This is a genomic window from Paenibacillus sp. FSL H8-0034, from assembly GCF_038000305.1.
Taxonomy (GTDB): domain Bacteria; phylum Bacillota; class Bacilli; order Paenibacillales; family NBRC-103111; genus Paenibacillus_S.
In genome coordinates this window covers 4873656-4898391 of sequence record NZ_JBBOBS010000001.1, presented here as the reverse complement: position 1 = coordinate 4898391, position 24736 = coordinate 4873656, and the positions used below count along the sequence as shown (strand labels likewise).

The 24736-nt window shown below is 45.3% G+C and carries 27 protein-coding genes; 24 read left to right on the top strand and 3 right to left on the bottom strand.

The annotated features are described in order from the left end of the window. Window positions 1–77 precede the first annotated feature (77 nt). From NST47_RS22060 to NST47_RS22035, 6 genes are all read left to right on the top strand, one after another. Window positions 78–980: a cation diffusion facilitator family transporter gene (locus NST47_RS22060; protein WP_341157059.1), complete on the top strand. Its 903-nt coding sequence runs from the start codon at window positions 78–80 to the stop codon at window positions 978–980. A 101-nt stretch (window positions 981–1081) separates the two neighbouring features. Further along, on the top strand, window positions 1082–2275 hold the full coding sequence (locus NST47_RS22055) for an oxalate decarboxylase family bicupin (RefSeq protein ID WP_341157058.1): 1194 nt from the start codon (window positions 1082–1084) through the stop codon (window positions 2273–2275). Window positions 2276–2456: 181 nt separating this feature from the next. Next, entirely contained in the window at window positions 2457–2867 is a 411-nt protein-coding gene (locus NST47_RS22050) for a GntR family transcriptional regulator (protein ID WP_341157057.1), read from the top strand. Then, on the top strand, window positions 2842–3726 hold the full coding sequence (locus NST47_RS22045) for an ABC transporter ATP-binding protein (protein WP_341157056.1): 885 nt from the start codon (window positions 2842–2844) through the stop codon (window positions 3724–3726). Before NST47_RS22050 ends, NST47_RS22045 begins: the two co-directional genes overlap by 26 nt. Further along, window positions 3716–4843 carry a hypothetical protein gene (locus tag NST47_RS22040; protein ID WP_341157055.1) on the top strand — a complete coding sequence of 376 codons (1128 nt, stop codon included), beginning with the start codon at window positions 3716–3718 and terminating at the stop codon, window positions 4841–4843. The genes NST47_RS22045 and NST47_RS22040 overlap by 11 nt, the downstream gene beginning before the upstream one ends. Before the next feature lie 145 nt (window positions 4844–4988). Beyond that, on the top strand, window positions 4989–5231 hold the full coding sequence (locus NST47_RS22035; RefSeq protein ID WP_341157054.1) for a hypothetical protein: 243 nt from the start codon (window positions 4989–4991) through the stop codon (window positions 5229–5231). A 126-nt stretch (window positions 5232–5357) separates the two neighbouring features. On the opposite strand, the gene NST47_RS22030 is transcribed toward NST47_RS22035, so the two are convergent. Continuing rightward, the gene (locus NST47_RS22030; protein WP_341157053.1) at window positions 5358–5882 is read right to left on the bottom strand and encodes a stalk domain-containing protein; all 525 of its coding nucleotides are present in this window, start codon (window positions 5880–5882) and stop codon (window positions 5358–5360) included. Between the two features lie 194 nt (window positions 5883–6076). Then, entirely contained in the window at window positions 6077–6367 is a 291-nt protein-coding gene (locus NST47_RS22025; protein WP_341157052.1) for a hypothetical protein, read from the bottom strand. A 269-nt stretch (window positions 6368–6636) separates the two neighbouring features. On the opposite strand from NST47_RS22025, the gene NST47_RS22020 reads away from it, so the two are divergent. From NST47_RS22020 to NST47_RS21945, 16 genes are all read left to right on the top strand, one after another. Beyond that, window positions 6637–6933, top strand: a complete 297-nt coding sequence (locus tag NST47_RS22020; protein WP_240417701.1) for a DUF2325 domain-containing protein — start codon at window positions 6637–6639, stop codon at window positions 6931–6933. Between the two features lie 159 nt (window positions 6934–7092). After that, window positions 7093–7422, top strand: coding sequence for a DUF3892 domain-containing protein (locus NST47_RS22015; RefSeq protein ID WP_341157051.1), 330 nt, complete (start codon window positions 7093–7095; stop codon window positions 7420–7422). 178 nt (window positions 7423–7600) lie between these two features. Beyond that, complete coding sequence (locus tag NST47_RS22010; RefSeq protein ID WP_341157050.1) at window positions 7601–7738, top strand: hypothetical protein; 138 nt, start codon at window positions 7601–7603, stop codon at window positions 7736–7738. 65 nt (window positions 7739–7803) lie between these two features. Beyond that, complete coding sequence (locus NST47_RS22005) at window positions 7804–8229, top strand: VOC family protein (protein ID WP_341157049.1); 426 nt, start codon at window positions 7804–7806, stop codon at window positions 8227–8229. A 172-nt stretch (window positions 8230–8401) separates the two neighbouring features. Further along, window positions 8402–9133: a spermidine synthase gene (locus tag NST47_RS22000; protein WP_341159728.1), complete on the top strand. Its 732-nt coding sequence runs from the start codon at window positions 8402–8404 to the stop codon at window positions 9131–9133. Window positions 9134–9259: 126 nt separating this feature from the next. Then, on the top strand, window positions 9260–10468 hold the full coding sequence (locus tag NST47_RS21995; RefSeq protein WP_341157048.1) for an N-acetylglucosamine-6-phosphate deacetylase: 1209 nt from the start codon (window positions 9260–9262) through the stop codon (window positions 10466–10468). A 521-nt stretch (window positions 10469–10989) separates the two neighbouring features. Beyond that, window positions 10990–12321: an extracellular solute-binding protein gene (locus NST47_RS21990; RefSeq protein ID WP_341157047.1), complete on the top strand. Its 1332-nt coding sequence runs from the start codon at window positions 10990–10992 to the stop codon at window positions 12319–12321. Window positions 12322–12394: 73 nt separating this feature from the next. Beyond that, window positions 12395–13429, top strand: coding sequence for a Gfo/Idh/MocA family protein (locus NST47_RS21985; RefSeq protein WP_341157046.1), 1035 nt, complete (start codon window positions 12395–12397; stop codon window positions 13427–13429). 56 nt (window positions 13430–13485) lie between these two features. Continuing rightward, window positions 13486–14676 carry a DegT/DnrJ/EryC1/StrS family aminotransferase gene (locus NST47_RS21980; RefSeq protein ID WP_341157045.1) on the top strand — a complete coding sequence of 397 codons (1191 nt, stop codon included), beginning with the start codon at window positions 13486–13488 and terminating at the stop codon, window positions 14674–14676. Window positions 14677–14707: 31 nt separating this feature from the next. Beyond that, window positions 14708–15574: a sugar phosphate isomerase/epimerase family protein gene (locus tag NST47_RS21975; RefSeq protein WP_341157044.1), complete on the top strand. Its 867-nt coding sequence runs from the start codon at window positions 14708–14710 to the stop codon at window positions 15572–15574. Next, the gene (locus NST47_RS21970; protein WP_341157043.1) at window positions 15571–16578 is read left to right on the top strand and encodes a LacI family DNA-binding transcriptional regulator; all 1008 of its coding nucleotides are present in this window, start codon (window positions 15571–15573) and stop codon (window positions 16576–16578) included. Before NST47_RS21975 ends, NST47_RS21970 begins: the two co-directional genes overlap by 4 nt. 16 nt (window positions 16579–16594) lie before the next feature. Next, window positions 16595–17350 (top strand): glucosamine-6-phosphate deaminase, encoded by a 756-nt coding sequence (locus tag NST47_RS21965; protein WP_341157042.1) that lies wholly within the window; start codon window positions 16595–16597, stop codon window positions 17348–17350. Window positions 17351–17410: 60 nt separating this feature from the next. Then, window positions 17411–18322, top strand: coding sequence for a carbohydrate ABC transporter permease (locus NST47_RS21960; RefSeq protein WP_218638994.1), 912 nt, complete (start codon window positions 17411–17413; stop codon window positions 18320–18322). Next, window positions 18319–19146, top strand: coding sequence for a carbohydrate ABC transporter permease (locus NST47_RS21955; RefSeq protein WP_076228791.1), 828 nt, complete (start codon window positions 18319–18321; stop codon window positions 19144–19146). Before NST47_RS21960 ends, NST47_RS21955 begins: the two co-directional genes overlap by 4 nt. A 27-nt stretch (window positions 19147–19173) precedes the next feature. After that, the gene (locus tag NST47_RS21950) at window positions 19174–20418 is read left to right on the top strand and encodes an AGE family epimerase/isomerase (RefSeq protein ID WP_341157041.1); all 1245 of its coding nucleotides are present in this window, start codon (window positions 19174–19176) and stop codon (window positions 20416–20418) included. Between the two features lie 28 nt (window positions 20419–20446). Further along, complete coding sequence (locus tag NST47_RS21945) at window positions 20447–21886, top strand: hypothetical protein (protein ID WP_341157040.1); 1440 nt, start codon at window positions 20447–20449, stop codon at window positions 21884–21886. Window positions 21887–21952: 66 nt separating this feature from the next. Here NST47_RS21945 and NST47_RS21940 read toward each other — a convergent pair whose 3' ends face one another. Beyond that, a complete protein-coding gene (locus NST47_RS21940) occupies window positions 21953–23329 on the bottom strand; it encodes an MFS transporter (RefSeq protein ID WP_341157039.1) in 1377 nt (458 codons plus the stop codon). A 168-nt stretch (window positions 23330–23497) separates the two neighbouring features. On the opposite strand from NST47_RS21940, the gene NST47_RS21935 reads away from it, so the two are divergent. Continuing rightward, on the top strand, window positions 23498–24223 hold the full coding sequence (locus NST47_RS21935) for a helix-turn-helix transcriptional regulator (RefSeq protein ID WP_341157038.1): 726 nt from the start codon (window positions 23498–23500) through the stop codon (window positions 24221–24223). A 40-nt stretch (window positions 24224–24263) separates the two neighbouring features. After that, a complete protein-coding gene (locus tag NST47_RS21930) occupies window positions 24264–24692 on the top strand; it encodes a cell wall hydrolase (protein ID WP_341157037.1) in 429 nt (142 codons plus the stop codon). Window positions 24693–24736: the final 44 nt, after the last annotated feature.

The window sequence follows — 24736 nt, the reverse complement described above, 5'->3', positions numbered from 1 at the left end:
TGTCCTTAAACCTTGACCGGAATCGGTCAAGGTTTTTTGTTTCCTTAGGGAAAAAGTTCTGGTGGGGGGAATAAATGATGGTGCTGGGTAAGAAGGATGCTTCGATGATTGCTGTATGGATCAGCTTGATTAGCAACGTGCTGCTCACTGTAATGAAGCTGGTGGTAGGTCTATTATTTAACAGCCCGGTGTTACTGGCCGATGGGGTTCATAACGCGGGTGATGTTATTGCAACTATAGCTGCGTTGAGCTCCATGCGTATATCCAAGCAGCCTGCCGATGAGGATCATCCTTATGGACATGGAAAGGCAGAGGTACTGGCTTCTGGCATTGTAGCGGTCATTATGGGACTAGCTGCTGTGTATATAGGTTTTGAGGCGGTATCCGCTTTTTTTGAGGAGCCATCACAAGCGAGCATCATCGCCTTAATTGCCGCAGTGCTTTCCTTGATATGGAAACAGGCCCTGTACGTGTACACCATCCGAATTGGCAAACAGACGAATAGCAAAGGTTTGATTGCAACCGCATATGATCACCTTGCTGATGTATATGCATCGCTTGCCGCTGTTGTCGGAATCGGTCTCGCATATATTGGAGAAGCCTATCATATCCCTTATTTATCGTATGGAGATCCCGCGGCGGGTATCATTGTCTCAATATTAGTATTAAAGCTGGCCATTGAAATGTCGCTGGAAACGGTTGGTATTCTGATGGATAAGACTGTAAGTATCGAAAAATTGAATGAATATGCGGCTTTGATCCAGACCATCTCACAGGTGAAACGAATCGACCGCTTGCGCGCCAGAGAACACGGTCATTACATACTTGTGGATGTCAGGGTAAGCATTCCGGGTGAATTAAGCATTCAAGAGGGTCATGATATTTCCCGCAAAATTAAAGGTGCCATTATCGATAACCACCATGATGTGGATGAAGTGTTAATTCATTTGAATCCGTGGTATCCAGCAGAATCCAGATAGTCTGACGTTATTATCCTGACATAAACAATTAGGCTGAATCATAAACTGTTCTGTTATCAGAGCTGGATGGTTCAGCATTTTTGTGTAGAGGAGTCTGATGCATGGATAATTTACCTGTGAAACAAGCTGCGAATTCAAGCATACCACAGCCCATAAGAAGCGACGGAGCGGGTGCTACTGATCCTGGCCCACGTGATGTGATGCGGGACATGGAAAATCCGGATATGCTCGTTCCACCTGTCACGGATTCCGGGCTGCTGCCGAACCTGAAATTCTCATTCTCCGACACCCATATGCAATTAAATCAGGGGGGGTGGTCGCGTGAAATTACAGTCAGGGATTTACCAATAGCGAAAACTCTCGCAGGTGTCAATATGCGGCTTACACCAGGTGGTGTACGTGAATTGCATTGGCATCAGCAGGCGGAATGGTCGTATATGCTAATAGGAAGGGCGCGAATTACCTCGGTTGATCAGGAAGGACGGAATTTTATTGCTGATGTCGGTCCTGGCGACCTTTGGTATTTTCCAGCTGGCCTTCCGCATTCGATTCAAGGACTGGAAGAAGGCTGTGAATTTTTGCTTGTTTTTGATGATGGCAGTTTTTCCGATTTGAATACGTTGTCGATTTCCGATTGGTTCGCACATACTCCCAAGGAGGTGCTTTCAGCTAATTTTGGTGTACCGGAAAGTGCCTTTGCCGACATTCCTTCTGATCAGGTTTATATTTATCAGGATCAGGTGCCAGGTCCGCTTACAAGCCAGGCCATTCAATCTCCTTATGGCACCATCCCGCAGAGCTTCAAGCATGAGCTGCTGGCCCAAACGCCGATTAAAACTCCTGGCGGGAGCGTAAGAATCGTCGATTCCTCGAATTTTCCGATTTCTCGAACAATTGCTGCCGCACTTGTTGAGCTCGAGCCGGGGGCTATGCGGGAGCTTCATTGGCATCCAAACAATGACGAATGGCAATATTATTTGACCGGACAGGGACGAATGACGGTATTTGCAGGCAATGGTGTAGCGCGCACCTTTGATTACCGGGCAGGAGATGTCGGTTATGTACCGTTTGCTTTTGGTCATTATATTCAGAATACAGGCAGCCAAACGTTATGGTTTCTGGAAATGTTCAAGAGTGACCGCTTTGTCGATGTATCACTCAATCAATGGATGGCACTAACCCCGAGAGACCTGGTCCGTGATAATCTGAATGTAGGCTCCGAGCTATTGGATAAGCTGCGCAAGGAAAAATGGCCTGTTGTCCGCTATCCCGGTTTTTCGTATACACCCAAATAATAAGTTGGAAGTTGGAAGAGGCAGAGACCCTGAATAAGGTCTTATGCCTCTTTTTTCACATACGTAACTATCTGCAAGGTGTTGACAAAAGCGGGGTAAGCGTTTATTGTATGTAGTGTATTACATGTAGTAGTACACATAGTTCTTTGGAGTGTGCTGCAGCAGAGAAAGGAAGAGAGCCTTGCACATACATATAGATGAGCGAAGCACGACCCCTATATGGGAGCAAATTGTTCAACAAATTAAAGAGCTAATCCTCAAAAAAGTGCTCAGACCCCATGACAAGCTGTTATCCGTTCGAGAGCTTGCCTCTATGCTCATCGTCAATCCGAACACGGTAAGTAAAGCTTATCAGGAGCTTGAACGACAGCAAATTATTGAGACTCGAAGGGGTAAGGGTACATTTGTCACAGAAGTATTACCCGTACAGGGGAACGAACAGAAGATTAACGAAATTCGGCAATCGTTACAGCTGCTTGTCGTGGAGTCCTCTTACATTGGAGTAAGCCGGGATATGCTGGTGCAGTGGATAGACAGCTATATGAATGAATTGGGAGGCGAGGGACTTGTTAACCGTCCAGAATCTGAGTAAAGCCATAGATGGCAAAACGATCCTTGAAGATATTAACTTTGAACTCTCAAGTGGATCTATTACAGGACTAATTGGTCGGAACGGAGTCGGTAAAACGACACTGCTGCGGATCATGGCAGGTATTTTGGACCCTGACCAGGGTGAGGTATTATTTGAGGGTGTAAATTTGAGCACCTATCCACTTATTAAACAATCGATGTATTATGTGCCTGATTCGATGAATGTGATGAATAGCTACAGCGTCAAGGAACTCGTTCGGTTGCATGTGAGCATGTACGAGCAATTTGACCAGGAAGCTTTTTATACATGGCTGGACCGCTTCCAACTGCCAACAAACCGGACACTACGTTCGTTTTCCAAGGGAATGAAAGCATTGTTGGTTATCATATTGGCCCTTGCTACCCAGTCCAAGCTGATTATTCTGGATGAACCGACGAACGGGTTGGATGTTATCGTAAAAAAACAGGTGATGCAGCTGCTTGTTGAGGAAGTATCGGAACGCCAGCTGGCCTTGATCATTTCCTCACACCATTTGCAGGAGCTTGAGAAAATAGCCGATGTTGTCATGATGATGAAAGACACCAGAATCGACTCCGTGATCAGCATAGAAGATGTGAAGCAGTCCTTCAAAAAAGTGCAGGTTGCATTCGCGGATGCATCGACCCACTCTTTATTCGAAAAGGAGCATTTGGAAGTGCTGTCGCAGGTTGGACGTGTGACGACCCTGCTGATTAAGAGCAATGCAGCCCACACGATACGTTTATTACAGGATAATCAGCCACTGCTGCTGGAGGAGCTTCCTGTGACGATCGAGGATCTTTTTATTAGCAGGCTGGGAGGGAATGGATATGTTTCATAAAGGATTATGGTTTCAGCACTATAAGCAGTCCAAATACATACTCTGGGCTTTATGGCTGGTAGCTGCATTTAGTGGCTTTCAAATGTACAGTCACGCCAACAATGTCGTAGCAAATCTTGAAGGTTCACTCCTAAATAATTATAAATTCCAATATTATTTTAGCGCGGATCTGGATACGGTTTCGGTGCTGCAGCTGCTGATATGCATAGGTTTACCGGCTTTCCTTGTTGGTTTCAGTCGTTCGAATCAAAGTCTGGAATATATGTATGCGATGCCTGTGAAGCGGGAGCATATATTTGTATCCAAATGGATGCTCGGTATTGTTCATATCATCGGTGCTTCTACCTTTGGCTTGCTGCTTCAGCTGATTGTTATACATACGACAATCCTGAATAACTATTTGACAGATGGTGTATTCTGGGTCTATTATCTACACCAATTATTGATACTTTGCGGGGTGTTCAGCTTTTCCTTGTGGCTCGGTTTCATTGGCGGCAGTTTCTTCTCACAGGCTGCCTTTAGCGTCATTTTTCTATTGCTTCCATATCTATTGTTCGGTCTGATCAAAGAGGCGATTTCCTTGCATTTTTTTGCATTCGGTGTGATGAAATTAACGGACTCCTGGGTTTTTAGTCAGGCTGCCAATCGTTTTTTTGAAAATATTTCATTTCCTATCAAGCTGCTCAATATCAGTCAGTTGATTAATTTGAACAGCGATTTACAAAGAGGAGGCTCAATGGAATATATAGAGTCGCTTCGTCTAACCTATTATGGCATGATGTCCTACTTGGTACCGCTGCTGGTTACGCTCGGTAGTGTCTGGGGCATGCTCCGTATGGCCGTTACAGCCAGAAATGAAAACAATGGGAAGGTATTGTTGAATAACAAGCATCGTCCCTACCTGGTTACAGGGGTAGTGGTATGCGCATTTCTATTTGGCGGTGCTGTGCTGGAAGGTACGCTGGGTAATCATTATTATGGTTCGGACGGCACGGAGCATGGACGATATGTGGAAAATATAGCGATTTACTATGCGGCTGCGCTGGTATCTGCAGGTATCGGCTATTATTCAATCAAAAAATGGCTCGGAAGCAAGCAGCAGCTAAGAAAAAATTAACTTATTCCTAGATTTAAATAACGAGTTAGTGGAATGCCACCCGGCGATTTAAGGGGGTACTAGAAAAAGATAGTACTAACGGGATCATCCTTTACCCTTTATAATGGTGGATAAGTCATAAGCAGATGAAAAAAATACGTCGGGAATGATTTTGGTGGTGGAAATCAAGGAACGCTTATTGGTATTGAAGAAGCACGAAGACGTTTGTTACAGCATCTGTCTGTATATGCTGCAGTGTGAAGCCATGGCTTGTGAAGCTGCAAAAGCTGCATTGTACAACCTGATGAAATGCGACTCATTTTTCGTTGAGGATTCTCCTACTAAAAGCATTCTGCTGCGTAAGGAATCGATGAAATGTGCGCTGCAACTGGTGAAATTGAAATCATAATATGGATTTGGAACCTTGATGGGCTTATGCCTTCAAGGTTTCTTCATGATAGAGTTCGGTATTGGTTAACAGGTTGTCAAAATAACAAAAAAACACCCAATAGATTGGGCGCATTCAAATCAACATTTAATGTGGTAATCCCAATCTTTCCAAGTCACTACGATTCAAATAAGTGGTTCCATCTTTGACAAGCATTTGGATATTGCCTGGATTGCTAATGGCAATTTTCTCATCTTCCGTGCTATTTGGCAGGTTAAAAATGAAATTTTGTTTACCATACTCAAGATTAATTTGAGGGGTACCGGGTGAGATGGTTACCTTAATACCAGGAACTAACGTTAATTCTCGCAAAGCCACCCATTTGGCTGTATCAACGGGCTCGCTTTTGACTGCCGGCTGGTCCAGAGCAATCGTCCTGCTCTCGGTCGTATATTTGACGTTATAACCTAACAAGTCCGCTATGGCACGCACTGGCAAATAGGATGTGCCATCATAAACCAATGGAGTCGTGTCCATCTTCTTTTCCTGTCCATTGATTTTAAATATGAAATTGGCAAATACAGCAGTGACCTCGCCTTGAGTGGCAGCAACGGCAGTGGTGACGGAACCTATCATCATGCCGATCGTTATTCCGAGAATTATCTTTTTCATGATCCAACCTCCATCTGCTGGTTAATATTAGGATTATAGCATATTTCGACCGTTGAAGTTTCATAGATACCGTCAAAAGGTTTTATAGAAAAGATGACCCCTAAAGTGATTTAGGAGTCATCTTTTCAGAGTATATTGTTGTATGGATAAAAGGCGTTGCTTACACAGTGTATCAACTGCCACATCGATGCCTGTTAGTTTATGTAATAAGAGCCTATTGGCAGAGCAGTCGATTTGTCGACCACAACAAGTCCTACACCATTTAAAACATAAGCAATTCGGGTATCTGCGTTAAAAACGAAAATCCCAGGTACATAAATGCCTCTGATATTCGTTTCACCAATCGACTGAGAAGTCGCCGCTGTAGGGGTGTTGCTCACATTCGGCGTGTTCAACAACGGATCGGTTGTCGCCTCTGCGGCACCAACTACTGTCGGAAGCATTAAAGCGGCAGCAACTACTAACATGGATAATTTCGTTTTCAAAGACTTCATCATCATCACTCCATCTATTTTTTTGTTATGTAACTATAACTTTCTGGAGCATCTTCCCCAGTTGAGTATAATTACCCACGTTGAATTTATTCGAAGCAGGTTATTTGAATTATTTTATAAAAAGTTGTAAACGGGCAGTTGCGGTTAAACATTTTATTAATTCCTACTATACCGATTGACATTTAATGATATTGAGTTAAAATAAGTATAATAGCTAGACAGCGAACATATGAATGACTATATGAAATGGGGAAACGGATATGAAAATAGTTGCCATCATCGGAGGAAGCCAAACGGATACGTTCAAAAAAATAGGTGAGAAGCGCGGGGTCATAGTGGAGCATCACAATGGTAAAACGGGCGGCGGTTCAGTAGAAAGCTACTTTCTACGTATTATTAATAAAGCAGATGTTATTATTATTTTGAAAGGTGCGATCAAGCACACTTCCATGTGGGCTGTTCGGGAGCTTGCAGAAAAGAAAGGAAAGAAGATCGATTATCATGATGGCTTTGGCGCCACAGGTGCTTTGGAAAAGGCATTGCAAATTGTAGGGTAATGTCGCTGAAAATCGAGAATCATATTGAATCATAAAGGCTGGTGGCACCAATAAAATACGATGAACATCCGTAAACCCTTTTCCAGATTTAATTGGATAAGGGTTTATTTATAATAAAAGGTTGACCTTTGGCGTATCCTAACCGATGAGGTGATCAGAATGAATGAAGAATCTAACAAGCCCAATTATGAACAAATTTATCAGGAGTACAGGCAGCAAGGTGAATTGCAGGCGACGCAGGAGCAATTAGCTAACCAATCAACTGATGGTAAAGAGTCCATCGTAGCTGTGCGTAAAAATGCTGATGGCGATATTATCGCGATCCAGACGTCAGCAGGGCGTGAACTGGATTATGTAACTGCTGTTAATGAGGCGAAGGCAGGAGCGCTTGCCCATGTGGACGTGTTCCACCGCTATGGCCGTGATATTTTACGAAGTGAGCCAGATGGCGTGCAATCGAACAATTTGGATAACCTGCCAAACTTTTAAGGAAGAAAGTTTGAAGTTCAAAGAGCTTTAACCCGGAAGGAACCTATTTACTTCCGGTTCTTTGTGCTGTTCTGGCTGGTATGGAGTAAAAATACCAGCACTCGAAAAAATTTCGCAATCGATAAGAAACCCAGTAATAAGATGCATGTTATATTAGGATAGAACTTGCTTATCCATCATGAATAGAACCTACAGCGGAGATGAAGGCAAACAACCGCATCTTTTTTGGGGACCACAGCGGCTGATGGATTCACCTGCTCCACCCGGTGGTTTTCTCGATTATTGGGCATCCAGTTCTCAAGCGATCGACGACTAAAACCGTTAGCAGTAACCGTTCTATTGAACATCATAAAAATTTCACGACCAAGGAGCTGTTTATTTATGACAACACGATTAGTCCCTTATCTAGTATTGAATGGTAATACGAAGGAAGCTATTCAATTTTATGAGCAAGCATTGGATGCCAAGCTGCTTTTTATGCAATCTTTTGGGGAAATGCCGGATAATCCTGATTTTCCTATACCGGCAGAGCTCAAAGAACGTGTTGGACACGCCATGTTAAAGGTTGGCGAAACCGACCTTATGTTGTCGGATACATTCCCTGGACAACCTCATCATCAAGGAAATCAAGTTACGATCTGTATCGTAAACAAAGACAAGAATACATCAAGCAAGATTTATGAAGCCTTAAAGCAAGATGGCCAAGTGATAATGGAGCTGCAAGAAACCCATTTTAGCCCTGCATATGGAAGCGTAGTGGATAAGTTTGGTATTACTTTCCAGGTTTTCACTGAAGGTCAATTTTAAAAGTTACAAAACCAAAATGTGGTGCAGATCAATATCTGCACTGCATTTTTTTTGGAAGCATTCTGTGTTAATATGGTTTAATATTTTCTGTACATATGCTCTTATTTGAGATACTGCTACCTATGCATTAAAGGAGATTGATAACTTGCATTTATTAGCCAAGGAACATAGTATGAATCATGAAATTTCCGTATACGAGTCTACTCAGTTATACGGAGAGATAGGAAAATTTCGTTTTTTACAGTTTTCAGATCATGCTGTACAAGGTGCAATCGATTTAAATGATCCACAACGTATCGTGCTCGAATACCCGAGGGCCATCATACATTTAATGAATATTAATGAACCTTTGTTCAATAATGTGTTCGTCATCGGACATGGAATCGGGACGATCGCGGGTCACTTTTCAAATAAGAGATTTTCAGTAGCGGAAATTGACGAGAAGGTCGTGGAGTTAAGCAGATCGTTTTTTGGATACCTCCCCAATAATGTTGCAGTGGGAGATGGGCGTCAGCTTCTTGAGCATGAAGACAACCACACGTTGGATTATATAATTTTGGATGCGTTTACCAAAAAGGGAACTCCGTTTCATTTCACAACGACAGATTTTTTCGAATTAACTAAGCAAAAGCTTACCAGCCAGGGAGCACTCATCATGAATTTAATGGGAAAATCCAAAAATGATAAGCTGATCGATGCCATACACACCACGCTCAAAGAGACGTATGCGTATTCAAAAGTATTTTCACTACCCGCAGAGAAGGGGACTGACATCAGGAATATGGTTGTTATTGGCAGCAATAAGCGCATTGAATTCCAACCACATGATATGGCTGGTTTTGTTGAGATTGAGCTCAGTCCGGGACATATCATCCGGGATCATGATTCCAGAAGGCCACTGTAGCAAAATGGACAACATTTAGAATTATGGATAATTGACACCTTAAAGATTAAAGGCGATAATCTTTTTTGAATAGGCACAGCACCTCAATGTTGTGTATGATGAAGTTAAAATTGGCTGGATGAAGGAGTGTTTACAATCGAAACGAATGGCCGCGAAATTTATGGAAGGCTGGTTACGACCGGCGAATACGTTTATGTTCAGACAAGTGGCGAACGCATTCATCGTATTATTCCTGCTGAGAAACAAGAGATGGACGGCACCAAGGAGGAACTATGGATTGCACCGGGGCTGATCGATTTACAAATTAATGGTTTTGCTGGCTATGATCTAAATATGGCTGAAGCCGATTTGGAGCAGCGTGTGGAAGCGATTGGTCTCATGACAAGAGAGGTGTTGAAATCCGGAACGACAGCTTTTTGTCCCACGGTGATTACGGCCAGATTTGAACAAATTCATAGCAGCATGACAGCGATTCGATTGGCTTGTGAGCGTGATCCTTTCATTGACAGCTGTATATTGGGCATCCATCTGGAAGGGCCTTATTTATCTGAGCAAGATGGACCGCGAGGCGCTCATCCTCTTGAACATGTCAAGGATCCTGATTGGGAAGAATTCTGCGCTTGGCAGGAAGCTGCCGGCGGGCGCATTCGTATGGTTACTTTGGCACCGGAACGCAGTGGGGCTGTTCCCATGATTAACAAGCTTGTCCAAGCAGGCATTTTGGTCTGTATCGGACATTGTGCGGCAAGCCATGAAGAAATTACGGCAGCTGTTGATGCAGGAGCAAGGATGTCGACTCATCTCGGAAATGCAGCTCATTCGCACCTGCCGAGGCATCCAAACTATATTTGGTCTCAATTGGCTGAAGATCGTTTGATACCGAGTATTATTTCCGATGGACATCATTTGCACCCGTCTGTGGTCAAAGTCATGGCGCGAGCCAAAAATAATCATATCGTGCTTGTCAGTGATGCTGTCCATCTAGCTTATATGCAGCCGGGAATTTATAAGACGCATGTAGGGGGAGAAGTCGAATTACTTCCTTCGGGACGCTTGCAGACTGTGGCTAATCCACTTGTTCTAGCAGGAGCGGCGGTCTCACTCGCGGAATGCGTGCAAAATTTTAAACGGTTTACGCAATCTGATTTACAGACAGCTTTCAAGTTAGCTACGTTGATCCCCGCACGCCTAATAGGGGAACCGCTCCTTGGTGATGTACAAACAAATGGACTCGCGGATATCCTAACATTTACCTGGAATGAAGCCGAGGACAAGCTCAGCTTGCTGACAGTTATCAAACGCGGAGAAACGGTATATTCAGCTGCGAAGTCATAATAAATTTGTAAAAACATCTTATTGACGAACAACAACATAACAGCTATAATTTCTAATTGAAACGGTTCAAATTTAAAAGCTGTTTCAATTAGATTTTTTTGTATAGAGTTGATCTTTTTTATTTAATTCATTTTGTAAACGCTTACTGATTGATTTTACTTTTTGGAAAGTCATTATGATTAACCATGCATACAACAAACACAACAACATCTCGATATATATACCTCAATATGTTATGTATATGTTATCTATATATTAAAATAAAATTATATATTGCATTTTTTCGATATTTAATGTTATTATAACTAACATAAAAGATTCAACTTAAGAAACATTATTTTTTAAACAAAATTTGAACCGGTTCAAATTATTTGACCGTCTCAATATATCATGTACTCAGGAAAAGGAGATGTGATCCAGAGCTGAGATGAGCAGCGTACACCGTGTTCGGTTCCTTAGTTTCATCGTATCTGGAAGTGCCGTGAAGTTGTTACACCAATAACTTAGAGGAGTGGTCGTAGATGGCATCTAAAAAATTAGTTTCTGGTGGTCTCGCAGGTATGTTGGTTTTAACAGCTATGCTGTCCGCGTGTTCAAGCTCAAGTAATACTTCAACTGGAGGAGCTGCTCAGCCTGGCACAAGCGCCTCCGACGGAAAGGCAGTAAGCTTGTCGATCTGGACAGGATGGCCGGAACTGGACCCATTTTTCAAAAAAATGGCTGATGACTACAAAAAAACAAAACCCAACGTTTCGATCGAAATCTCTTCATTCCCGCTTCGCGATTACGAAAAGAAAGTAGCAGCGGCTCTGCCATCCAAAAGTGCTGCAGATATTCTTCCATTGAATCCAAACCTGGCGCTTCGTTACATTGAAGGCAAAATGCTGCAAACCATTCCGGATGATCTGGTGAAACAAAATAACTCGGGAATTCATCAAAAATTAATCGTGGATACGACAGTAGTCGGTGACAAGTCATATGGCGTACCTTCCTTCATGGGCTCCGGTGCCATTTATTATAATAAAGATATGTTGAAGGAAGCGGGTCTTACAGAACCGCCAACCGTAGATAACTTGCTGGATTATGCTCAAAAGCTGGCAAAACGTGACGCTTCCGGGAACCTCGAACGTGCGGGCATGAGTCTTCGTCTTAGTGGTGGGGGCAGCGGTACCGGGGAGAAGTTCTGGAATATATTAGCACAGCGCGGAGGCAGTATCGTTAAAGAAGTATCGCCTGGCAAATTCAAGGCTGATTATAACACGGAAGCTGGCTATCAGACCTTGAAGCTGTACGTAGATATGGTGCATAAGTTTAAAACAGACGATCCGAAGGTAAAGCACGATACGGAAGCCTTCCAGACGAAAGCGGCAGCATTTTATATTCGTGAATCCAATGTGATCGCAGATACCAAGAAAAAAGCACCTGATTTGAACTATGATGCGGCTCCTTTGAAAGCGAATGTTATCAGCTTAATCAATTATTATGTTTCCAGTACGGATAAAGCCAAAGCAGACGCTGCATGGGATTTTATTCGCTTCGTTACTAAGCCTGAGAATCATAAGCAAATGGTTGCAATGAGTGGCTGGCTGCCACCGCGTGACGATTTGGATCTGAATGATTTGTACAAGGAATACCCGCAATACAAAGCGTTTTTTACAAAACAGGAATTACAGATGTACCCGGCCATTGCCGAGTTTGATGAAATTTTGACCAAATTTGCAGACCGTATCGCGACCAAGGGCTTCACCGATCCGTCATTCGTGGATAATCCTGATAAGATGAAAGCTTTCCTGAATGAAGCAGCCAAAGAAACGAACGACATTTTGAAAAAAGCTGGTCATCTGGCTGAATAAGCAAATTAAATTAACTAAACAGCATACTTACCCGGTTAATCAAACCGGGTAGGCTGCAACATGAGGTGAAAATATGCCCAATACAATCAGATTCGCCATTGTGGGTGCAGGAAGTATAGCAAGGCATCATGCCGAATCGATCCGTCGACATCCCGATGCACAATTAGTGGCCATTGCTGATAATAGTCTGGATAGAGCTCAAGCATTGGCAGAAGAGGCGGGCTCGGCCCCTCAATTGTTCACCGATTATGAGGAGCTGCTGAAGCTTGCGGACATTGATGTTGTCTGTGTATGTACGCCAAGCGGAGCACACAGTGAGGTGACTATTGCTGCAGCGCAGGCAGGCAAACACGTACTTTGCGAGAAACCGCTGGATATTCATGCTGATGGTATGACTGCCATGATTAACGCTTGTCGTGAACATGATGTGAAGCTGGGTTGTGTGTTTCAAAGACGCTTAATGCCGGCTATGCTGCATGCTCATAAGGCGATACGGGAAGGCAAGATAGGCAGACCGGTGCTTGGCAATGCGTATTTGAAATATTACCGCAGTCCCGAATATTACAAGAGCGGCGGTTGGCGTGGAACCTGGAAGCTTGACGGGGGCGGGGCATTGATGAACCAAGGTGTTCACGGTGTGGACCTCATCCAGTACCTGATGGGTGATGTGGAGTCTGTGTTTGCGTATTCGGCAGCGCTGTCAAGGGAAATTGAGGTAGAAGACACAGCTGTTGTAGCATTGAAATATAAAAGTGGTGCGTTCGGCATCATCCAGGGCACAACCTCGGTATATCCGGGCCAGGAAACAAGATTTGAGCTGCACGGAGATCAAGGCACCATCGAGTTTGGAGATGAGGGTATCAAGCAATGGATTTTCAAGGGGACTGATGAACCAGCTCCGCAGTATGAAGATACATTGGGTCTGTCGTCGAGCAGTAATCCATCGCAAATTTCCACAGCCGGTCATTACTTTTACGTTGACGATATGATACAGGCCATCCGCGATAACCGTGAGCCGCATGTAAATGGAGAAGAAGCAAGAAAACCGGTTGATTTGATACTTGCGATTTACGAGTCGGCGAGGCTCGGTAAAGAAATCAAGCTATAGCATTTGTTACTGAAGTCTTCTTGTACCCATGAGAATTTCTTAAGGAGCGAACGAAAATGACCCAATTAGCAATAAACGGAGGAACACCTGTCAGAACGAAAGCTTTCCCGGAATGGCCGATTTTTGACAATCTGGAGGAAAGGCTGCTGCTTGAGGTCCTGCATTCCGGCCAATGGGGAGGGGCTAATCGCAACAAGCTGCCCGAAGCCGAAAAGCTGTTTGCCGAGCTTCATGATGCCAAGCATGCAGTGACGGTTGTGAATGGAACCGTAGCCATTACGGTAGCGCTTCAGGCTGCTGGTGTCGAGCCGGGGGATGAGGTTATCGTGCCTCCATACACATTTTACGCTACAGCTGCAGCACCGCTGATGTTCGGTGCGATTCCGGTATTCGCCGATGTGGAGGCGAACACCTTGCTTATCGATCCTGACAAAGTGGAAGCCTTGATCACTCCGAGGACGAAAGCGATTATTCCGGTTCACATCGGTGGGGCTGTGGCTAATATGACGAAGCTTAAAGCCATCGCCGATAAACACGGTTTGCGAATCCTTGAGGATGCGGCGCAAGCGGCGGGTGCCCGCTATAAGGGTGCAGGTGTAGGGACGATTGGCGATTTGGGCACATTCAGCTTCCAGTCCTCCAAGAACATTAATTCCGGTGAAGGCGGAATGATTCTAACCAATAACGAGGAATTGGCTGATAAGGCCTGGTCTTTGATCAACGCAGGACGTATTCGTAAAGGTGAATGGTATCAGCACGAGGTCGTAGGCTGGAATCTCCGCATGACAGAATTTCAAGCGGCTATTCTTATCGGTCAGCTTAGCAGAATGGAGCAGCAAATGGTCACTCGCGAAAAGAATGCGCGCCTGTTGAACGAAATGCTGCGAGATATTGATGGTATTCGTACGCTGGATGCAGATCCGCAAATAACGCGGCACGCCTATCACCTGTATATTTTTAAAATGCATCAGGAGCTGGCCGAGAAGCTCAGTAAACGTGAATTTTGCCAAAAACTCAATGCGGAGGGCATTCCCGTTCATGAAGGTTATGTCGCGTTAAACCAGAACCGGGCGATTTCCGAGGCCATTTACAAATTGACAGGAACGGCACGTCAAGATTCTTGCCCGATTGCTGAACGGGCGTGTGAGAAGGAAGCGATGTGGCTGGCGCAAAATGTTTTGTTAGGCAATGAACAAGACATGGAAGATATTGCAAAGGCAATCCGAAAGGTCGTACAATCGGTTTAGTTCCTGTGAAGAAATGGAGGTTCAAAACCGTATGATATGGAATCGTGTGGGTGTATTAACTGATGAGGTGTCTCCTCATTTGGAGGAAGCGCTCGATTGGATTGTAGATAATCAACTGAAGCATGTGGAAATCAGATCAGTGGACGGGCGTAATATTATGAATGTACCGGACGAGGCATTGGTAAATATACGACAAGAAGTAGAACGACGGGGGCTGTTTGTTTCCGCGATAGCCTCCCCTGTATTCAAATGCTCGCTGGACCCGGAGCGCCAGGTTTCAACGGGTGACACGTTTGGTCAGCAGGAAGAGGACATTGAGGAGCATCACCGAAAGCTGCTGCAAGCAATCCGTATTGCCAAACAACTGGGCACAACAAGAATTCGCATTTTTTCATTTTGGCGCGAACAGGACCCCTTGCGTTATGAAGCAGACATTATCCTTCATCTGAAGAGAGCGGCTGCGCTAGCGGAGCAGGAGAACGTGACCTTGCTTCTGGAGAATGAGCCTTCATGCAACGGCGGATATGCCGGGGAAGTAGGCCGCCTTGTTCGTGGAGTGAATTCCCGTGCACTTCAAGTGCTTTGGGACCCGGGCAATGAGGCGTATGGAGGAAAGTCCGCTTATCCTGAAGGTTATGAGTATATTAAAGATGTGTCAGGACACGTTCATTTGAAGGACGCTCTAGTGGAGCAGGATGGTACGCCTCGCTGTGTACCGATAGGAGACGGACGGGTTCCGTTTGCAGAACAAATTATCGCGTTGGAAAAAGACGGTTATAAGGGTCTGTACACCATTGAAACTCATTACATTCCTGACGGCGGTACGCCCGCGGACGGGACGATGCTAACACTTCAGGGTTTACGCAAAGTGCTTTCGTCTTTGGAGGCACAACTATGAACGTAACGATCGCCGATATAGCGAAGGCTACAGGGTTAGCCAAAAGCACGATTTCCGGAGCCTTGAACAACAAGAGCGGGTTCTCCGAAAAAACACGCCGAAGGGTATTGGCCGCAGCAGAAGAACTTGGCTACGTTCCTAATGAAATTGCCAGAGGGTTATCGTCCAAATCGACAGGGTCCATTGGATTGATTATTAAAGATATAACGAACCCCTTCTACAATCATATAACCAAGGGCGTTCAAGAGATTGCAGGCGAGCATGGTTACACGGTGTTTTTGTGCAGCAGTGGTGAGGAGCATCAAGCGGAAATCAAACATATTCAAGCGATGGTCCGCAAAAGAGTGGACGGTTTGATTATTGCACCGCTGCTGGAGGAAGTTACCTTCGATCATTTTTTTGAACTCAAAGAACAAAACGTACCTTTTGTACTGCTTGGCAAAATCCAGGGGTTGTCCTGCGATACGTATGATTTTGATGATTATGATGGAGGGCGACAGGTAACGGAGCATCTGCTTTCGATGGGACATACCCGAATTTGTTTTGTGCGTGGCCCCAAAACCTCAAAAGCCGCCAAATTACGTTATTCTGCGTTTATCGATACCTTAAAAAGCCATGGTATCGAAGCGGATGAAAGGTACGTGTTTCAAAACGCCAACGGTATAGCAGATGGCATGGCGGTCGGCAAACAGATTGCGGCTATGCCGGATCGACCTACGGCAGTTATATGCTTTGATGATGTGATTGCCATTGGAGTGATCAAAGCGGTCATGGAAGCTGGTATGAAAGTGCCGGAGGATCTCTCGATCATCGGCTTCGATGATATTGAAGTGAACACCTTCCCTCTGACGACCGTATCGATACCTACCTATGAGGCAGGTAAAGCGTTGGCATGGACCTTATTCGATCGCATCCTGCAGAGGCGTACTTCCGGGTTTCAACATATTACATTCGAGCAAAAGCTCATTGAAAGAGCGTCGGTCAGACAGCTGCATAATAAATAGAATAGGAAGTGTAGGAATGGAAGCAACGACCATGAATCAACTAACTGTACTGCGTTATACATCACGTTTAGATATGGGTAAAGCTGTAGCAACGGATGTTGCAGCAAAAATGAAAGAGCTGCTGGAACAAAAATCAAGTATTGCTGTCGTGTTCGCCTCTGCGCCATCGCAAAATGAGTTCCTTGACGCACTTCAGGAGGACGAAAGCATCCCGTGGGAGCGGGTAGTCTGCTTTCATCTGGATGAATATGTGGGTTTACCTGCCGATGCACCGCAAAGCTTCTCTTTGTTTCTAAAGGAAAAGCTGTTCAATTCCCGCAAGCCCAAACAATTTAATGTCATTAATGGTTTAAATGATCCAAAAGACGAATGCACAAGATATTCTGAATTGCTGGCCTCCCATTCAATAGATATCGCCTGCATCGGAATCGGAGAAAACGGGCATATCGCATTTAACGATCCACATGTTGCTGATTTCAATGATCCGTTAAGAGTCAAATCCGTGATGCTGGACGAAACGAGCAGAGTGCAGCAGGTCAACGATGGCTGCTTTGACGCTCTGGACAATGTCCCGGTTGAAGCAATTACGCTGACCATACCAACCATTCTATCTGCATCCTCGATCTTTTGCACAGTTCCTGGTGAACGCAAAAGCAAGGCTGTTCAGGAAACATTGTATGGACCGGTTGATATACGCTACCCCGCAACAGCGCTGCGTAAGGCTGCATCCTGCCGTATTTATCTGGACGAGGAGAGCGCTTCATTATTGTAAGCCTGCTTGAGGTTTCACCGGAAAGGAAAGGGAAAGGGGATGGCAGGAATGCAACCACACGTGAAAAAGAAATTTCGACTCAATTCCAGCCACTGGTTTTGTATCATTGGGCTGGCGCCGATCATCGCCTTGTATGCCTATCTACGATTTATCCCGATTGTGAAAACCATGTACATCAGTTTATTTGAATGGGACCTTATATCCACGAATAAGCCATTCGTTGGACTGGATAATTTTGTAACTTTATTCCAAAGCGAACCGTTTCTGATGGCTCTTAAAAATACGACGATCATTGCTTTCGGCATCCTCATATTCGCGGTTCCGGGCTCACTGATTATTGCGAGTATGCTTCATAAAGGGGTTCGCTTCAAAGCATGGTATGAAGCGCTTTACTTCCTGCCTGTGATCACGCCGATGGTTCCGGTGGCGGTTACCTGGAAATGGATGCTGGATTCCCAACACGGCTTGTTCAATTACTTTCTGTCCTTCTTCGGTGTGCCCCCGCAGGCGTGGCTGTTTGATCCCGTTCTGGCTGTTGTCTCTGTCATTATGATGACAGTGTGGAAAACGATAGGGTATAACATGATCATTTTCCTTGTCGGGATGACCGGAATTTCCAAGGAATATTACGAAGCGGCTGCCCTTGACGGGGCGACCGGGGTAAAGGGGTTCCGTTATATCACACTTCCGCTCCTGAAGCCGATTACGGTATTTGTATCGATTATTACTTTAATCCACGGTTATAACGTCTTCAGCCAAATTTACATCCTGGCTTCTGACATCCAAGGTTCACCTGGTTATGTCGTTCGTGTACTGGTCTATGACATGATCGAAAATGCATTCCGCTACTATAAAATGGGTTATGCTTCAGCTGAAGCAGTTGTGCTGTTCCTGATTGTGCTTGTCCTGACATTGGCGCAGCTATGGCTCGCCAAGGATAATACGACCTCACGGAAGGGGGCAAAACGATGAAACGCAGAAATCAGATCATGACTGCCTTGATGATGCTATTTCTCACTCTGGGAGCGCTTATTATGGTTATTCCTTTCCTTTGGATGATATCTACAGCGTTCAAAACACCTCCTGAATTGACCATATGGCCACCGTCTTTCATACCGCACCAGTTTAATTTCGATAATTTTGCCGCGGTATTTGAAATGGCTCCCTTCCATCTGTACTTCTATAACAGCTTGCGAATGGCCGTGTTTTCAGCGGTTGCAATTGTGTTCACATCCGTTATAGCCGGATTTATATTTGCGAAGTTCAAGTATTTTGGTTTGACCTTTATCTTTTCGATATTTTTGGCCACTGCAATCATTCCTTTTGAAATTTACATGATTCCTCTCTATATGCAAATCCAGAAATTGGATATGCTTAATAAATTTAGCGGGTTGGTATTGCCCTATCTGGTAATGAGCTTCGGTATCTTCTTTATGCGACAAAATGTCATTCAGCAAATTCCCGATGAAATTCTGGAATCTGCAAAGGTGGACGGAGCGAATGAATGGCGCACTTTTTTTCAAATTGTGATGCCTTTACTGGTCGCACCGATGAGTGCTTTAGGAATTTTTGCTTTTATCGAAGCTTGGAATGCGTTCGTATGGCCGCTGCTCGTCGTTGGCGACAAGTCGCTCTTTACAATGGAATTGGGTCTGGCTATGTTCCAATCGTCCTTCTCGATTGACATGACAGTGATGTCAGCGGGCTCACTCATTTCGGTTATTCCGATTTTAATCGTATTCATTTTCCTGCGTCGACACATCATTCAAAGCATAAGTATGACCGGTGGGAAATAAAGGCCAAACCTATTCAGGGGGTGAATCATGAAACATTTATTATCGTTTTATCAAGAGCATGCCGAACAGGTTCTATTGCCCTTTTGGTTGAAGGCGATCGACCTGGAGCGAGGCGGTGTCTACACATGCTTTAATAATGAAGGAACACAATTGGTGAGCACCGATAAGTACACATGGTCTCAGGGTCGCTTTATTTGGATCCTTGCCCAGACGGCATCGATGATCGATAACAAGCTGCTCACTGGTGACGCTGAATTTTGCATGCGTAATGCTCGTAAAACTGTTGATTTTCTAAGGAGTCACGTATTTCTTGATAATGGAAACTGTGCTTATGTATTGACGGAAGTTGGCGGGATGAAGGAAGCTATTCCCGGTTTGGGATATGACATCAGCTTTTATGCAGATTGTTTTGTCGTGCTTGGCTTTGCCAAATTCGCTCACGGCTCCAAAGATGCCGGGGTGCTGCAGGATGCATTACGATTGTATCGCCGTATTATAGAGCGGCTTGCGCAAGGGGATGTGAGAAGCGAACCCTATCCGGTGCCTGTTGGGTATGAGGCGCACTCTGTCCCGATGATCATGTTGAATGTCGCGCAGGAGCTTGCCGATGCACTTGATTCGTTCTCTCACCCAGAAGCACAAGCGGTTCGGGCTGAGGCTGAATCTTATATGAACACGATCATGGATCGGTTCTATTCAGGCAGTGGAATCATTAGAGAGATGCTCCCAATGGATGAGGGGGATACAGATACACTGCTCACCCGGCACGTGACACCAGGGCATTCCTTGGAATCGATGTGGTTTGTTATGAATGAAGCGTTAAAAATTGGCAATCAACAGCGTGTGGATCAAGCAGCTGCCGTTATTGAACAAGCTTTTGAATTGGGCTGGGACCCGGAGCATGGAGGGCTGCTGCGTTACGTCGACCGAGAAGGCGGCGAAGTGCGTGGACGCAGGACCGGCGGCAGATACGAGCAATTAGTAGGTGACACCTGGGATATGAAAATATGGTGGCCGCATTCGGAGGCATTGTATGCGCTGCTTCTTGCTTACAAGCAAACTGGAGAGCCGCATTTTTACGCCAAATATGAACAGCTGCACGATTATGTATTCCGAACCTTCCCCCATCCAGATGCCGGGATTGGCGAGTGGATCCAAATTCGTGATCGGAGCGGTCAGCCGGTTCAGAAGATGGTAGCCCTTCCGGTCAAGGACCCTTATCATATTTTACGGAATGTATTGCTAACGATTGAACTGCTTGCTGAGCAATAATTGCATGCTGTATGGGGAGGGGACATCATTGTCTAACCGAAAAGAGGGAACGGGACAAGAGACGCATAACAAAGAGCTGATGCTTGGCTGCGCCAAGGTGGATATTACCCCGCAGAAACCGCTGGCTCTTGCTGGATTTGCACATAGGCAAGGTAATTATGAATCCGTCATCAGGCCTTTGAACGCCAGAATATTGTACTTCCAGCAGGGGCAGATGGGCAAGGCTCTGATCGTATCGGCCGATCTGCTTTGGTGGGGCTCAGAACGAATGGAAGGACTCAGGGGCAAGCTTTGGGAACGCTTTGGATTACTGGAATCACAAATCATGTTCCACGCTACACATAATCATTCGGGACCACAAACCAGTGTGATGTATACCCCTTCCCTCGGCAAGCCGGATATCGAATATATCAGCTATCTGGAGGATTGTATTCTGGGTGGTGTGGATCAAGCTGTGCTGGAATTGGAGACTGTGACGGTGGAACGGGGGATAGGACGGTGCGACTTATCCGTTCATCGCCGTAAAATGGTAGATGGAACGGTCCGTATGGCTCCTAACCTTGAGGGACCTGTTGATCCGGATGTGATCGTTATTCGACTGTCCGCTTCGGGGGGAAGGACCAAGGGGATTCTGGTACATTATGCATGTCATCCAACGACAACTGGAGAAAATGTGATTTCATCCGAATTTCCAGGGGTTGCGATGGGGCTGATTGAAGAAAAGCTTGGCAACGGAGCCATATCGGCGTACTTGCAAGGCTGCTGCGCTGATGTTCGCCCTGCGCTTGTCCGGGACGGTGAATTTTATCGCGGTGGTGACGAGGAAGTATGCAGGATAGGGAGAGTGATAGCCGACGAGGTGCTCGCTATTGTGCAGCAGCCGATGAAGAGACTGGAAGCAGGGATATTGGCTTCGAGGTCGATCAAGGTGCAGCTCCCCTTACAAGATCCACCTGCTCTGGGTGATCTGCTGAATTGGGCAGGGGTGTCTGCAGCAGAGTCGGCGGCAGTTCATCAACAAGCTTTTTCTAATCCGTCTGTTGATGGGGGACATGAGGATTCGGATCGTTCTACAGCGGATGCTAATCCCATCAAACAGTTAATGCCAGATGCAGAAATCGTGGAAAAGTGGAGTCAACTGCTGTTAATGGATCAGCGTTATCAGCAACGTTATGTAGAACTGGAGCTTGATTATTTACAATTGGCTGAAGGGCTAGTACTGCTAACAAGCAATGCAGAGCTGGTCGGAGCGTACAGCCGCTTCATCAAAGCCTCCTTCGGGGATACGGTGCTTCCCGTAGGCTACACCAATGGAATGATCGGGTACGTACCCACAGCTGCTCAATTATCCGAGGGCGGATATGAGGCCGTTGATTATATTTATTATTTCGGTTTACCTGCGCCGCTTGCACCTGAATCGGAGGCTATTATACACAGTAGTATAATCAAATTGGTTGTTCAGCAATAAAAAGCAGCTCCAAAACCACTAATAAAAGTGGAATTGGGGCTTTATTTGGCATCGCCATTTGTACAGCTAACCGTTTTTCGAAATTGTTCGCCTTTCAGACTTAATCCGAGTACTCGCGAACAAGCTCATGACGATTAACACGATATTAAAACCCATCGTTACAACTAAACCGGATTGCATCGTCATGCCTGCAGCCTGACTGACTACAAGGATAGCACCACCGATACCGATGACCACTCCCGGTGTAAAAGAATCGGCAAATTGCAGATTCGCCGAAGTTTCGCCAGCGCCTTCCTCACCTGTATGAGCAAATGCCACCGCCCCGCTAGTCGGATGTGATAATCCCATTCCAATTCCCGCGATGATTTGCCCGATTACCGCAAAAGTAACCGTTACTGTTGGAATCCAGAACACGATAGCAATACCTGCTGTAAGCAGCAGCACACCGAGCATAATTCTTCGATTACGCCCACGACCCTGGTCAGCAGAATCCCATCGTCCTTGAAGATAAGCAAAGATGCACCAGCTCAGTGCGGCGCTGGCCACAATCAATCCCGCTTGAGCTGGACTAATGCCTTTCACATCGATAAGAGCTAATACCAGGAAATTCTGTGTGCTGACATAGGCTGCGAAGAACAGCCCCCGTGTTGCCATAATAGCGGGCATACCCTTTCTGAATACGAGAGTCCCCTGCGGCAGCAGCTTGCGAAGTGGATATGCCATGATTGCTAAACCAACGATGCTTGAGATAATCCCCGTTATATTCGGCAGCTTGCCAAGACCAAATAAGAAAATTCCTGTTCCCAAAGTTAAAAAGATAGCCATCCATGTAGCGGCAGCACCATTCCCCTCTTGAGAAGCCTGTGCCTTTAATTTTCTAAAAGCCGGAAGGCTAAGCAGTGCAGATACAATCAGGATCGGCAATATGCCCCAGAACACAAACCGCCAAGACCACTGCTCTGCAATAACACCGGCGACATAAGGACCCAGCATGGAAGGAAGAACATAGGCAGTACCGAACGCTCCGAGTATTTTGGCACGCAATTCATCGGGGTAGCTTAATGAAATAGCCGTGTATACGCAGGTCATCATAGCTCCCGCGCCGAGACCCTGCATCGCGCGCGCCAATATCATGATAACCATATCGCTTGCAGTCGCGGCCACAATCAGCCCCACGATAAACAATATAAGTGCGTATGTAAAAGGGGCTGCCGGACCTTTTCTATCTATAATACGACCGACAACCAAGGTGCCAATAATCTGGGCCAGCAGATACGTACTAAATATCCAACCAAACAGATGAATGCCGTTCAAATCACCTGCGATGGATGGGGCAATTGTAGTGACAGCCAAGCCTTCGAATCCTACCGCCATCACTGACAAAATAATTCCAATCGATAGAGCAAAGTAACGTGGGCTGAAAATGCTTTGATGATTAGACATGAGATGTGACCTCCAAGTAAATTTTTCTATGTAAACACGGTATCCGGATACTTAGTAAACATATTTATTTATAAAGTATAAGCTACAGTTTGGTTTTGACTTTGTCAACATTTTTATTTAAAATGTAGGAAATAGCACAGAGCCAGTTCATAAGAAGGTGGTGCCCCAATGAGGCGGAACGAAACGAATAAGGATACTTCAACTCGAACTCGGAAAGGGATCATTGATCTTCTCAAGCAGCAGGGAGCGATGGACGTCATGGCACTTGCCTCGGAATTTTCGCTGTCCGGGATGGCTATTCGTCAGCATTTAAATGCCCTGCAAGAAGAAGGTCTCGTTACTAACGAAGAAGAAGCCCGTCCCATGGGCCGGCCAGCAAAGCTGTGGCGACTTACACCCGAGGCTAATCGGTTTTTTCCAAGCGGATACTCGGAGCTGTCAATCAGTCTGATCCAATCCATGAGAGAGGCCTTCGGAGAAGATGGGTTGGACAAGCTGCTGGCTGTCCGCAATAACCATACACAGCTGCAATATCAACAACAGCTTGTTAACGAATCAGGGTTAAGGGAGAAGCTGGAGAAACTGGCTGATATTCGAACAAAGGAAGGCTATATGGCTGAGGTTATGGATCAAGGCGAGGGTATTCTCTTTTTAATTGAGAAGCATTGTCCCATTTGTGAAGCTGCCGCTGCCTGCACAGGATTATGCAAGAATGAGTTGAATTTATTCCAAACTTTGCTGGGACCTCATTTACGTGTCGAACGTGTGGAGCATTTATTATCAGGGGGAAAACGCTGTGTATACAGGATCATGGAATACGAACAAGCAGTAAGTAGCCCGGGCAGTTCTATACTCGAAAAAATAAAAAATACAGAAATTGTCCCACAGGTCTAAACTCACCACCTTCACGATACATAAATAGTGGGGTGATGTTATGGCAGTTGTAAAAGCCCGAGATCAGGACATTAACTTATTGGCAAGGCTGCTTAGGGCTGAAGCGGAGGGAGAAGGAGAACAAGGCATGCTGATGGTTGGAAATGTAGGAATTAACCGAATTCGAGCTAACTGCTCCGACTTTAAGGGTCTTCGGACGATTCCGCAAATGATATATCAGCCGCATGCATTTGAAGCTACACAGCATGGTTATTTTTATCAAAAAGCAAGAGAAAGAGATGTGAGGTTAGCGAAAAGATCTGTAGACGGAGAAAGACTGTGGCCAGCCAAGTTCAGTTTATGGTATTTCAGGCCTGAGGGCGATTGTCCTGATGAATGGTACAATCAGCCTTTGGTAGCCAGGTTCAAAAAGCATTGCTTTTACCAGCCGACCTCTGAAACGTGCGATAATATTTTTAATACATTTTGATAAGGGGCTGAGAGGCTCCTTTTTTCATTTTTATATCGTTTAAT